The following is a 12273-nucleotide window of genomic DNA, read 5'->3' as shown; positions in this document are numbered from 1 at the left end:
GGTCGCGCCAGAACAGGCGCGCACCGCAAGACTGCGCTGCAATAGAGTCGGCACGCCTTGCGTGCCGCACCATCGCCAGGAGAACCCCCGTGCAAGCCAACATCCTCTGCAATTATCTGGGCGGTCGCTACCGCGACAATCCCGCATTGTCTCTTGTCGACGATTTCAACCCCGCCACAGGGGCGCGCTTGCACAGCGTGCAACAGGCCGGTCGCGACGAAGCCGAACTCGCCGTCGCCAGCGCACAAGCGGGCTTCGACGTCTGGTCGGCGTTGAGCGGCGCCGAACGCGGTCGCATCCTCAATCGCGCCGCACGCCTGCTGCGGACGCGCAATCGCGAATTGGCCGAACTCGAAGTCGCCGATACCGGCAAGCCCATCCAGGAAGCCGTCGCCGTCGACATCCTGTCCGCAGCCGACTGTATCGAATACTTCGCCGGTCTGGCCGCCGCCATCCACGGCGAGCACCATACCTTGAAAAACGCCTTCGCCTACACCCGGCGCGAACCGCTCGGCGTCTGCCTCGGCATCGGCGCCTGGAACTACCCGCTGCAGATCGCCAGCTGGAAATCGGCGCCGGCGCTGGCCTGCGGAAACGCGATGATTTTCAAGCCCTCGCCGCTGACGCCAGTGACGGCATTGAAGCTGGCCGAGATCTACAGCGAGGCCGGCGTGCCCGATGGGGTCTTCAATGTCGTGCACGGGGATGGCGCACTCGCCAGACAGCTCATCGCAGACCCGCGCGTAGCCAAAGTCTCGTTGACAGGCTCGGTCGCCACCGGTCGCGCCGTTGTCGCAGACAGTGCCGCCACGCTCAAGCGCGTGACCATGGAACTGGGAGGAAAATCGCCTCTGATCGTGTTCGAGGACAGCGATCTCGACCAGGCGGTATCGGCGGCGATGCTCGCCAATTTCTACACCCAGGGTGAAGTGTGTACCAACGGCACCCGCGTTTTCGTCGCGCGTTCCATCCACGCCGCTTTTCTCGAACGGCTGCTTTTCCGCACCCGCAAGCTGCGGGTGGGCGATCCGATGCAAGAAGAAACTCAGGTCGGTGCACTGATCTCGGCCGAGCACACGGCACGCGTGCTCGGCTATATCGAGCACGGCCTCGCTGAGGGAGCGACGCTGCTGGCCGGCGGGAGCCGCGTGGACGTGCCCGGCTGCGAAGGCGGCCACTTCGTGGCGCCGACCATCTTCGGCGACTGCGAAGACGATATGCGTATCGTGCGAGAAGAAATTTTCGGGCCGGTGATGTCGATCCTGGTCTTCGACAGCGAAGACGAGGTCATCGCCCGCGCCAACGACACGCGCATGGGACTGGCCGCGGGCGTGTTCACCCGCGACCTGGCGCGCGCGCATCGTGTGGTGGCGCGATTGCAGGCAGGGGTGTGCTGGATCAATAACTACAACGTCACACCGGTCGAAATGCCCTTCGGCGGCTTCAAGGCGTCCGGACTCGGCTGCGAGAACAGTCAGATCGCCATCGATCACTACACCCAGCGCAAGAGCGTATATGTCGAACTCGGCGGCGTCGCCTGCCCTTACGACTGAGACCGAGGAGACAGCCGATGCAAGCACAATTCGATTACATCATCGTGGGCGCGGGCTCGGCCGGCTGCGTTCTGGCCAGCCGTCTGAGCGAAGAAGAGGACGTCAGTGTGCTGCTGCTGGAAGCGGGCGGGCGCGACTGGCGGCTGGACTGGCGCACGCAGATGCCGGCTGCGCTGGCCTATCCCTTGCAGGGCACCACTTATAACTGGGCCTATGTCACCGAAGCAGAACCCGGCATGAACGGGCGGCGCATGACGCAGGCACGCGGCAAAGGTCTCGGCGGTTCGTCGTTGATCAACGGGATGGTCTATATTCGCGGCAACGCGCTCGACTACGATGGCTGGGCTGCCAATGCGGGGCTGGAGAACTGGAGCTATCACGACTGCCTGCCCTACTTCCGCAAATCGGAAAACTTCGACCGTGGCGCAGACGACTATCACGGCAGCAGCGGTCCGCTGCACGTCACCACCCCACGGCCCGGCAACAATCCCTTGTACCACGCCTTCATCGCGGCAGGCGAACAGGCCGGTTATCCGGCCACCGACGATCTCAACGGTTTTCGCCAAGAAGGCTTCGGTCCGATGGACCGCACGACGACGCCTGGCGGCCATCGCTGCAGCGCCTCGCTCGCCTACCTCGATCCGGCCCGCAAGCGCTCCAACTTCACCCTGATCACCCATGCGCTGACCGAGCGGGTGCTGTTCGAACACGGGCGCGCCACCGGTGTCTGCTACTTGCAAGCCGGTCGCAGTCATACCGCGCGCGCCATGCGCGAGGTCATCGTTTGCAACGGCGCGATCGCCTCGCCGCAGTTGCTGCTGCGCTCGGGCGTCGGTCCGGCGGACGAACTGCGCGCGCTCGGCATCCCTATCGTGCGCGACCTGCCTGGCGTCGGCGCCAACCTGCAGGATCACCTGGAAATGTATCTGCAGTACGAATGCCGGCAAGCCGTCACACTCTATCCGGCGCTTCAATGGTGGAACAAGCCGGCCATCGGCGCCGAGTGGTACTTCAAGGGCAGCGGCATCGGCGCCAGCAACCACTTCGAAGCCGGCGGCTTCATCCGCAGCGACGAGCACAGCGCCTGGCCGAATCTGCAGTACCACTTCATCCCGCTGGCGATGAACTACGACGGCAGCAACCCGGTCAAGGCGCACGGATTCCAGTGCCATGTCGGCTCGATGCGGTCCCCGTCGACAGGCCACGTCAAGCTGGCGACGCGCAGCGCCTTCGACCCGCCGCGCATCGTGTTCAATTACATGACGCACGAGATCGACCGGCGCGAGTTCCGCGCTGCCGTGCGCCTGACGCGCGACATCATCGGGCAGCAGGCGCTGGACGCGTTTCGCGGCCGGGAAATCCAGCCCGGGGCCGCTATCCGCAGCGATGCCGAAATCGACGCCTTCGTGCGCGAACACGCCGAGACGGCGCTGCATCCGTCATGCACATGCAAAATGGGTTACGACGCCGATGCCGTGGTGGATGCCGACGGGCGAGTACACGGACTGGAGGGTCTGCGCGTGGTCGACGCCTCCATCATGCCGCGCGTGATCACGGGCAACCTCAACGCCGCAGTCATCATGCTGGCCGAAAAAATCGCAGACCGGGTGCGCGGGCGGACGCCGCTACCGCGGTCGGGCGCACCCTACTTCATTGCGGGAAACGCCAGTTCACGACTCGCCGCCTCAGGGGTCATCCCCCGGCACAGGGATGACGGGCCGCACGCCCCGCTCTGAACGCTTCCGGTCCAGCGCTCAGGACGCCAGGCGCAACAGCACCGGGATCGATTTGTAAGTCGGGGTATTGGCGCCATCGGCCACGCTGTCGAGCGGAACCAGGACATTGGTTTCCGGATAGTAGGCGCCGAGGCTGCCGCGCGGAATATCGTACTCCACCAGGACGAAGCCGACGGCCACCCGCTCGATACCGTCCTCGGCCACGCCGTGGATGTCGACGCGCGCGCCGGGCGCGAAGCCGAGCATGGCCAGGTCGTCCCTATGGATGAAACCCCCCCGCCGCTGCCCGAACACCCCGCGATAGCGATCGTCGAGCGCATAGATGGTGGTATTGAACTGATCGTGCGAACGCAAGGTCATCAATGTCAGCAGCTTTGCGCCATGCGCGGCGCGGGCACGGTGCAGCGGCGTATCGGTGGCAATGCTCTGCACCAGGAACTGCGCCTTGCCGCTCGGCGTCTTCCAGATCCGCTCGCGCGCCGCCACCGGCAAGTGAAAGCCCCCCGGCACCGCCACGCGCCGGTTGTAATCGTCGAAGCCGTCGATCACGCGGGCGATGTCGTCGCGAATGCGCGCGTAATGACGCGCATACCCTGCCCAGTCGACCGTGTCCGCACCCAGCATCGCCTGCGCCATGCCAGCCACAATCGCCACTTCGGATCGAAGATTAGGTCCCGCCGGCGTATTCATTCCGAACGAAAGATGAACCATCGACATCGAATCTTCCACCGTCACGCCTTGGGCTACGCCATCCTGCAAATCGATTTCGGTACGCCCGAGCGTCGGCAGAATCAAAGCTTCGCGTCCGTGCACGAGGTGACTGCGGTTGAGCTTGGTCGCGATATGCACACTCAGATCGCAGGCGCGCAAGCCCTCCCAGGTGCGCGGCGTATCCGGCGTCGCCATGGCGAAGTTTCCGCCCAGGCCGACAAACACCTTCACATCACCGCGCCGCATAGCCTCTATCGTCGCCACCACGTCCAGCCCATGCTCGCGCGGCGGCGTGAAATCGTAGACCTCACCCAGCCGGCGCAGAAAGGCCTCGTCCGGTTTTTCTTCGATCCCGACGGTACGATCGCCCTGGACATTGGAGTGGCCGCGCACCGGGCACAGGCCGGCGCCACGGCGGCCGATATTGCCGCGCATCATCATCAGATTCGATAGCAAGCGTATCGTTTGCACCGCGTTTTTGTGCTGCGTGAGCCCCATGCCCCAGGTCGCTATAACGGCACGACCGCGGGCATAGATCGCCGCCAGCTCTTCGATGTCGTCGCGAGCCACTCCGGACTCTTCGACCAGCATCGGCCAGCTCTCGCTGCGCAGATCGGCGGCAAAGGCATCGAAATCCGTGCAATGCGCAGCGATGAAAGCGGTATCGAGCACCCGTTCACCCCCCGCTGCCAGCGCCGCATCATCCAGTTCGAGTACCCGTTTGGCCACGCCCTTGATCAGGGCCAGATCTCCGCCCGGCCGCGGCCGGAAAAAAACAGACGCGATCCGGCTACTGCCCAGCGTCAGCATTTCGAGAGGGTGCTGCGGGCTGGCAAAACGCTCCAGACCACGCTCTCGCAGCGGATTGATCGCGACGATGGTCGCGCCGCGGCGCGAGCACTCGCGCAATTCGCCCACCATGCGCGGATGGTTGGTCGCCGGATTCTGGCCAAACAGCAGCAAGGTATCGCAGTGTTCGAAATCGTCGAGCGTCACCGTGCCCTTGCCCACCCCGACCGTCAGCGGCAATCCGCGGCTGGTGGGCTCGTGGCACATATTCGAGCAGTCAGGGAAATTATTGCTGCCGAGCCGACGCACCATCAGCTGAAACAGAAAAGCCGCCTCGTTACTGGTACGCCCCGAGGTGTAATAGCTCGCGCGTCGCGGGTCGTCGAGCCCTCCGATGTGGCGGGCGATCAGAGCGAAGGCCTCATCCCAGGCGACAGGGCGATAGCGATCGCTGGCGGCATCGTAGCGCAGCGGATCGGTCAGCCGTCCATGCTGCTCAAGTTGATGATCGCTCTGCTCCATCAGCTCTGTCACACTATGCGCGGCAAAAAAATCGGGGCCGGCGCGACGCCCTGTCGCCTCGGCCGCCACGGCCTTGACGCCGTTTTCGCAAAATTCGAACGTCGAGGCATGATCGCGATCGGGCCAGGCGCAGCCGGGACAGTCGAAGCCGTCGGGCTGATTCTGCTTGAACAGGGCCTTGTACTTGCTGCCGGCCACCTTCTCCCGGACCAGGTTGATGGCGACTTGCTTGAGGGCGCCCCATCCCCCCGAAGGATAGGGATAGGGGGCGATACGCGGTCTGCTTGCCATGGCGGCGACTCCGATGACGGTGACGGTGGCGCCGGAAGCGGACCGGCGACTTGATCTGCATCAACACTGGACGGATGATCACATACTAGCTAACTTGACTAGCCTGGACAACGATTGTCCGAACAGCAGACAGGAGTCTCCCCGTGACTGAAGCCGAACTCTGCCTCTATGTCGATGACCAACTGGCCAGCCCCTATGCCATGTCGGTCTTCGTCGCACTGACCGAAAAGAACGTGCCGTTCGACATGCGGCGGCTGGATCTCGAAGCCGAAGCCCAGCACGCACCGGATTTCGCCGCCCTGTCGCTGACCCGGCGCGTACCGGCCCTGGTTCACGCCGGCTTCGCCCTGTCGGAATCGACAGCGATCGCGGAATACCTGGATGAAGTCTTTCCCGGCACGCCGCTCTACCCGCAAGCGGCGCGCGAACGCGCACGCGCGCGGCAGGTGCAAGCCTGGCTGCGCAGCGATCTGATGCCGATTCGCGAGGAGCGCTCGACCATGGTCGTGTTCTACGGTCAGGTTGCGCCCCCCCTGTCGGCAATGGCGCAGGCGGCCGTGCGCAAGCTGTATGCGGCGGCGGACGCCCTGCTGGCCCCTGGCGCCACCACCCTGTTTGCCGAGTGGAGCCTCGCCGACGTCGACCTTGCCCTGATGCTGAATCGCCTGCAACTGAACGGCGACCCGGTACCGGAACGACTCGCGCACTACGCGCGGCGGCAGTGGCTGCGCCCTTCGGTACAACAATGGGTACAACTGCCGAGGACGAGCCGGAGCGCCCCCGCCGATGCATGAACCCCGCGCGCCCCACCCGGCGGGGACGGCACGGACTCCTGGGTCGGCCTGTTGATCGAATGAAAAACAGACCGGTACAGACAGAGGAAAAATGACATGCCCGCCTTTTTGATCGACACCGACCCGGCTCGGCTGGACCTCGATCTCGTCCATCGGTTCTTGTCGGAACAGTCGAACTGGGCGCGCGGGATTCCGCGCGCGACGCTTGCGCGCGCCATCGCGCATTCACTGTGTTTCGGCGGCTATCTGGAGGGGACGCAGATCGCTTTTGCCCGCGTGGTCAGCGACTGCGCGACCTTCGCCTATCTGGCCGATGTTTTCGTACTGCCTGAACATCGCGGGCGCGGCTACGCCAGGCGTCTGCTCGCATCGGTGATGGATCACTCCGAACTGCAGGGACTGCGCCGCTTCTCCCTGGCCACCAGCGACGCGCACGGCTTGTATGCCGGTTTCGGATTCGCCGCGCCACGGCGGCCACAGTCGCTGATGGAGCGCTATGAGCCTGATATCTATCAAAAATAACGGGGCGGGCATCGAATTGAACGAGACAGGATGGCGCGAGCCGACGTAAAATCCGCGTCATGAATCTACTATTTCGCCAATTTCTGCGTTTCGCCGCCGTGGGCGCGTCCGGAACCCTGGTGCAGTACGCGACCCTGTGGGCCGGCGTCGAGCTGATGCATGCGCCTGCGGCCTTTTCCTCCGGGATAGGCTATATCCTCGGTTCGATCGTCAACTATGTACTCAACTACTTCTTCACGTTTAAAAGCGGCGCATCGCACATGCACACCGCAGCCAAGTACTATGCCGTCCTCGGCGTAGGCTGGAGCATCAATACCGGTCTGATGGCCCTGCTCGCGCAGCGCTGGGGCGTGAACTACTGGCTTGCGCAACTGTTCACCACCGGCATCGGCCTGATCTGGAACTTCACCGGCAGCCGCTGGTGGGCGTTCAGATCCCAAACCGCCTGAGCGCTCACGGCGCCAGCGTCGCTCCCTGTATCCCGAAGCGGCGGCGGATCGCGGCCAGCGTGCCATCGGTCCGCATCGCCGCGTAAGCCTGCCGCCAACGCTGCGCCTGGAGCGGGTCAAAGTGCGGCGACGCCGCGGCGTAGACGACAAAATGGTGCAAGGGGCCGGAAAAATGGAATCGCGCCGGGTCCAGCCCCTGCTTGCGCATCTGCTCGAGCGCACGCGTCCGTCCGGTCAACCAGACTCTGAAACGCCCAGCCATCAACTTGCGCAAATTCTCGCCCTCGTCGGTACTGAGATCGAGATGGTCATAGCCGGCCCGGGTGGCAAAATCGACCAGCATCGACCCCCGCACCACCCCCACCGTCAGCCCTGACAGGGGCCGCGCAGGAATCGACCCGGTCGACACCAGCACATAATCATCTTCCAGCAGCGGCAGCAACCATAGAAACGAGGTCTCGCGCTGCGCCGTGCGCGCAACCGGAAACGTCAGCGTTGAGGCGTCATGCCCTGCCGAGGCCAAGGCGCGATTCAACGGCTGCACGTCGAACCGGCAAGCGACATGCACCCGCTTGGCGACCGCCTTGAGCACGGCTTCTGCATAGCCTTCGCCATCGCCGGGGGCCGAATGGTACTGCAGGTTGGCAACGATACAGCGCATTGCGGAGGCTTGCGCGCCATGGGCACAGGCTAGCAACAGAAACAGCAGGCCGAAACGACTCAACATCACACAACCACTCCATGACTCGTGAACTCCGGGTCCGTCTTCGTCGGCGTGCTGCGACAGCCAGCGACAATTGTCGTACCTCAAATGATAAAGATAGCCGTACCAAATAAAACAGCATCGCCCCCCATTCGGGGCGCGGTACGGAAACGGCAGCGACGAGCAAGCGCCAGCGCTGCCGGCCGTATTTTTCGCTGCGACATGATACGCCTGCCGCGAAACAAGCGATGCCGAATTGCCATATTTACATTCGCTGCTCGAGCGATCAGCGCGCGTCTGGCCGCGAAGGGCCAATGGCGGCATCCTGTGAACGTGTGCGCCGCCGGGGGCGGCCGGAGCGCTCCTGGCCGCGCGCATGCCGGAAACAGAGACAAGCCCCGGAAATGATCTGCTCTAAATCAAGGTTTTGCCTGCCAATCGGCTTAAGCTGAACTGGACATATCCATGATGTCGCCCCGACCGAACGAACAAGGATCAGCCTATGTTTCCTGAATTTCGCGATTTGATTTCCAAGCTGAAAAAAGAAGACGAACACTTCTCGCGCCTGTTCAACAAGCACAACGACCTGGATCAGCAGATCAAGAATATAGAGAACCGCATCGAGCCCGAGGGGCGCGCCGGAGTGGATGGACTGAAGAAGGAAAAGTTGAAGCTGAAAGACGAGCTGTACCAGATTCTGAAAAAAGCGGCGGCCTGAACCGCCCACTGCCGGCTACGCCTCTCTGCGTCAGCCGGTTTTTTTATTTGGCCCCGGTGCCGCGCATTTTCGATCCCCGCCATTTCTCTTGCTGCCGCTCGCCGCTACAATACGGGGTTTGTTGAATAGACACCAACCTCGGTCTGGAAAGATTCATGCTTCGTATCACCGAACTCAAGCTTCCGCTGGAACACAAGGCGGAAGAACTCCCCGCCGCCATTCTCGCCCGTCTCGGCATCGTCAGCGCCGACATGCGCACGTTCACCGTTTTCAAGCGCAGCTACGATGCGCGCAAATCGATGATGGTGCTCACCTATATCGTCGACGTGGACGTCGCCAACGAAGCCAGCCTGCTTGAGCGCTTTGCCGCCGACATCCATGTCATGGCGACGCCGGACACCGGCTACCATTTCGTGGCCGGCGCCCCCGCCACGCTCGAACATCGCCCGGTCGTGGTCGGTTTCGGCCCCTGTGGTATTTTTGCCGCGCTGATTCTCGCGCAAATGGGCTTCAAGCCGCTGGTACTGGAGCGGGGCAAGAAGGTTCGCGAACGGACAAAGGACACCTGGGATCTGTGGCGCAAGAACATTCTGCACCCCGAGTCGAATGTGCAATTCGGCGAAGGCGGTGCCGGCACCTTCTCCGACGGCAAGCTCTACAGCCAGATCAAGGACCCCAAGTTTCTCGGGCGCAAAGTGCTGACCGAATTTGTCAAAGCCGGCGCGCCGGAAGAGATCCTTTATATTGCCAAGCCTCACATAGGCACCTTCCGCCTGGTGAGCATGGTCGAAAAAATGCGCGCCGAGATCGAAGCGCTCGGCGGCGAGATCCGTTTCGAACAGCGCGTGAGCGATGTCCAGATCGAAAACGGCCATGTGCGCGGGCTGATTCTGGCCAGTGGCGAACACATCCGCGCCGACCATGTCGTTCTGGCCCTCGGCCACAGCGCCCGCGACACTTTCGAAATGCTGCATGAACGCGGCGTATTCATGGAAGCCAAACCGTTTTCGGTCGGCTTCCGTATCGAGCATCCGCAATCGCTGATCGACAAGGCACGCTGGGGCAAGTACGCGGGCAACGACATTCTGGGCGCGGCCGATTACAAACTGGTGCATCACGCCGCCAACGGCCGCTCGGTATACAGCTTCTGCATGTGCCCGGGCGGGACGGTCGTTGCCGCGACCTCCGAGCCGGGCCGCGTGGTGACCAACGGCATGAGCCAGTATTCGCGCAACGAACGCAACGCCAATGCAGGCATCGTGGTCGGCATCACGCCAGCCGACTATCCGGGCAGCCCGCTCGCCGGCGTCCAGTTGCAACGGGACCTGGAAAGCCACGCCTACCTGCTCGGCGGCAGCAGCTACGAAGCTCCCGCACAATTGGTCGGCGATTTTCTCGCCGGTCGCCCCTCGCAGGCGCTGGGTTTGGTCGTGCCGTCGTACAAACCCGGCGTCCACCTGACCGATCTGTCCAGTGCCCTGCCCGACTACGCGATCGCCGCGATACGCGAGGCGATCCCTGCCTTCGACAAGAAAATACGCGGTTTCGCCATGCCCGACGCCGTGCTGACTGGCGTGGAAACACGGACCAGCTCGCCGCTTCGGGTAACACGCGACGAGACCATGCAAAGCATCAATGTACGCGGGCTCTATCCGGCAGGAGAAGGCGCCGGCTACGCCGGAGGCATTCTCTCGGCCGGCGTCGATGGCATCAAGGTCGCCGAAGCCCTGGCGCTGGAACTGGTGAAATCCTGACCGGACGGGCGGGCGCTTCTGCCCGCCCTTTGGGGCGCTCCTGCGCGCCGATCGGCGCCGGTGCCGGCCGCCCGCTTCGTCACACCCGCAGGCGCTGCACGGCCTCGCGCATGCTGGAGGCCAGTTCGGCGAGTTTGCGCGACAGATCGGCCGTGTCTTCCGCCCCACGGCTGTTGAGTTGACTCATCTGCGCAATCTGGTCGACATGTGCGGCGATCTGATTGCTTGCCTCGCTCTGTTCGCGCAGGGTCGCGGAAATCGCGTTCGCCTCGCCCTCGGCCAGCGCCGTGCTATCGTTGATGCGGCGGACCGAGACGCCCGCGCTGTCGGACACCACCACACCGGCATCCACCAGGGCGACGGCCTCGGCCATCCCTGCCGTCGCGCCATCGACACCGGACTGGATACCGGCAATCCTGGCGCTGATATCCTGTGTCGCCAGCGCGGTGCGTTCGGCCAGCTTGCGCACCTCGTCGGCCACGACCGCGAAGCCACGCCCCTGTTCACCCGCGCGCGCCGCCTCGATGGCGGCGTTGAGCGCGAGCAGATTGGTCTGATCGGCGACATCGCGGATCACCTGCACGATGCCGGTGATCTCGCGCGAGGATACCCCCAGTTGTCCGACAGCGCTCTCGGTCGAGCGAATGCGCTCCGCGATTTCCTTCATATGCCGCACCGACTCGGCGATGACCGCTTCGCCGTCGCGGGCGGCCTCGCCCGACTGGTGCGACAAATCAAAAGAACGCCGCGCATTATCGGCGACCTGATTGATGCTGACCGTCAGCTGCTCGACGGTGGCCGACATGCTGGATGCCGCCTCGGATTGTCTGTCGGAGCTGCTGGAAACCTGCCCCGCGGCCAGCGACAGGCGCGCCGACGTTTCGGCGATGCGGGCGATTCCGGCCAGCAATTCCTGCAAGGTCTCGCGGATGGACTGCGCCAGCTGATTGACCGAGCCTGCGGTATCGCTCACCTCGTCACGGCCGGCTAGATCGATGTGCAAGGTAAAATCGGAATCGCGTGCCATGCGCCCGGTGATCTCGCTGATTTTTCGCAGCGGCGGAATCGTCGAACGAAACAACCAGGCGCTCAGCCCTACCGCAGCGAAAATCGCCGCCAGCGTACCCGCCTGCATCAGGCGATTGGCAAAAAGGGCCAGACTCTGGGCTTGGCCCTTGGCGGCGGAGGCGCCGTCGGTGCTGGCGGCGACGAGACGATCCAGGCTGGGCAGCAACTCGCGAAACGCCTTGCGCGCCTTACCGCGAAACAGCGTCAGCGCCGCGTCGGTCTGGCCGGCCGTGACCAGCGCTTCGAGCTGCCGATGCACGACAAGATACGCATCGAGCCGCTGTTCGTAGTCCTGATACAGAGCCTTGTCGGCCGGACTCTGCAACAAGGACTTCACGATCTGTTGCTCGGCCTGCATGTCCTTGAAGTTCTGCCCCTGGCGCTTGAGGGTGTCGGCAAGATCGTCCGGCGTACGCACCAGCAATAACTGGGTTTCGCGGTTGCGGAAATCGATCAGCGCCGCCTTCATCGCCAACGAGTGCTGCACGCGCGGCAGCCAGCTATCGCTGATGCTGTCCAGCGTGTCCGACACCCTCCCGAGGCCGGTGATGCCGATACCGCCGACGATGGCAGTCAACAGCAGCACCAGAACAAAAGAAAGAACCAGTTTCTGTGCAATACGCATCACTGCTCTCCGCTATGAGCCGTTCCGTGATCGCAGGG

General features: G+C 63.6%; 10 protein-coding genes. 7 read left to right on the top strand and 3 right to left on the bottom strand.

All coding sequences use genetic code 11. The annotated features are described in order from the left end of the window. Positions 1–89: 89 nt before the first annotated feature. Both betB and betA read left to right on the top strand, forming a co-directional pair. Positions 90–1553, top strand: a complete 1464-nt coding sequence (gene betB, locus G520_RS0115990) for a betaine-aldehyde dehydrogenase (RefSeq protein ID WP_028536523.1) — start codon at positions 90–92, stop codon at positions 1551–1553. Between the two features lie 17 nt (positions 1554–1570). Next, on the top strand, positions 1571–3289 hold the full coding sequence (betA, locus tag G520_RS23170; protein ID WP_051229458.1) for a choline dehydrogenase: 1719 nt from the start codon (positions 1571–1573) through the stop codon (positions 3287–3289). 18 nt (positions 3290–3307) lie between these two features. On the opposite strand, the gene G520_RS0115980 is transcribed toward betA, so the two are convergent. Beyond that, complete coding sequence (locus tag G520_RS0115980; RefSeq protein ID WP_036666403.1) at positions 3308–5602, bottom strand: FdhF/YdeP family oxidoreductase; 2295 nt, start codon at positions 5600–5602, stop codon at positions 3308–3310. A gap of 143 nt (positions 5603–5745) precedes the next feature. Here G520_RS0115980 and yfcF point away from each other — a divergent pair, with 143 nt between their 5' ends. The 3 genes from yfcF (at position 5746) to G520_RS0115965 (ending at position 7367) form a co-directional block, all read left to right on the top strand. Then, a complete protein-coding gene (gene yfcF / locus G520_RS0115975; RefSeq protein ID WP_028536521.1) occupies positions 5746–6396 on the top strand; it encodes a glutathione transferase in 651 nt (216 codons plus the stop codon). A gap of 96 nt (positions 6397–6492) precedes the next feature. Then, positions 6493–6918, top strand: coding sequence for a GNAT family N-acetyltransferase (locus G520_RS0115970; RefSeq protein WP_028536520.1), 426 nt, complete (start codon positions 6493–6495; stop codon positions 6916–6918). 59 nt (positions 6919–6977) lie between these two features. Continuing rightward, positions 6978–7367, top strand: a complete 390-nt coding sequence (locus G520_RS0115965; protein ID WP_036666402.1) for a GtrA family protein — start codon at positions 6978–6980, stop codon at positions 7365–7367. 4 nt (positions 7368–7371) lie between these two features. Here the strand turns inward: G520_RS0115965 and G520_RS0115960 are convergent, their stop codons facing one another. After that, positions 7372–8094 carry a substrate-binding periplasmic protein gene (locus tag G520_RS0115960; RefSeq protein WP_028536518.1) on the bottom strand — a complete coding sequence of 241 codons (723 nt, stop codon included), beginning with the start codon at positions 8092–8094 and terminating at the stop codon, positions 7372–7374. A gap of 478 nt (positions 8095–8572) precedes the next feature. Here G520_RS0115960 and G520_RS0115955 point away from each other — a divergent pair, with 478 nt between their 5' ends. Both G520_RS0115955 and G520_RS0115950 read left to right on the top strand, forming a co-directional pair. Then, positions 8573–8788: an HP1242/YdcH family protein gene (locus G520_RS0115955; RefSeq protein WP_028536517.1), complete on the top strand. Its 216-nt coding sequence runs from the start codon at positions 8573–8575 to the stop codon at positions 8786–8788. Between the two features lie 155 nt (positions 8789–8943). Next, the gene (locus G520_RS0115950) at positions 8944–10542 is read left to right on the top strand and encodes an NAD(P)/FAD-dependent oxidoreductase (protein WP_028536516.1); all 1599 of its coding nucleotides are present in this window, start codon (positions 8944–8946) and stop codon (positions 10540–10542) included. Positions 10543–10621: 79 nt separating this feature from the next. On the opposite strand, the gene G520_RS24100 is transcribed toward G520_RS0115950, so the two are convergent. After that, on the bottom strand, positions 10622–12235 hold the full coding sequence (locus tag G520_RS24100; RefSeq protein ID WP_051229457.1) for a methyl-accepting chemotaxis protein: 1614 nt from the start codon (positions 12233–12235) through the stop codon (positions 10622–10624). Between the last annotated feature and the right edge of the window lie 38 nt (positions 12236–12273).

The sequence above is a fragment of the Paludibacterium yongneupense DSM 18731 genome (assembly GCF_000422925.1).
Taxonomy (GTDB): Bacteria; Pseudomonadota; Gammaproteobacteria; order Burkholderiales; family Chromobacteriaceae; genus Paludibacterium; species Paludibacterium yongneupense.
Note: the sequence above shows the minus strand (reverse complement) of the source record. Positions and strands in the feature narration are given on the sequence as shown.

What these genes read in the sequence shown, in the direction of transcription:
- G520_RS24100 (WP_051229457.1), bottom strand. Translation starts at nt 12,235, where the DNA reads ATGCGTATTGCACAGAAACTGGTTCTTTCTTTTGTTCTGGTGCTGCTG.
- G520_RS0115965 (WP_036666402.1), top strand. Translation starts at nt 6,978, where the DNA reads ATGAATCTACTATTTCGCCAATTTCTGCGTTTCGCCGCCGTGGGCGCG.
- G520_RS0115960 (WP_028536518.1), bottom strand. Translation starts at nt 8,094, where the DNA reads ATGTTGAGTCGTTTCGGCCTGCTGTTTCTGTTGCTAGCCTGTGCCCAT.
- G520_RS0115955 (WP_028536517.1), top strand. Translation starts at nt 8,573, where the DNA reads ATGTTTCCTGAATTTCGCGATTTGATTTCCAAGCTGAAAAAAGAAGAC.
- G520_RS0115970 (WP_028536520.1), top strand. Translation starts at nt 6,493, where the DNA reads ATGCCCGCCTTTTTGATCGACACCGACCCGGCTCGGCTGGACCTCGAT.
- G520_RS0115950 (WP_028536516.1), top strand. Translation starts at nt 8,944, where the DNA reads ATGCTTCGTATCACCGAACTCAAGCTTCCGCTGGAACACAAGGCGGAA.
- G520_RS0115980 (WP_036666403.1), bottom strand. Translation starts at nt 5,602, where the DNA reads ATGGCAAGCAGACCGCGTATCGCCCCCTATCCCTATCCTTCGGGGGGA.
- betA (WP_051229458.1), top strand. Translation starts at nt 1,571, where the DNA reads ATGCAAGCACAATTCGATTACATCATCGTGGGCGCGGGCTCGGCCGGC.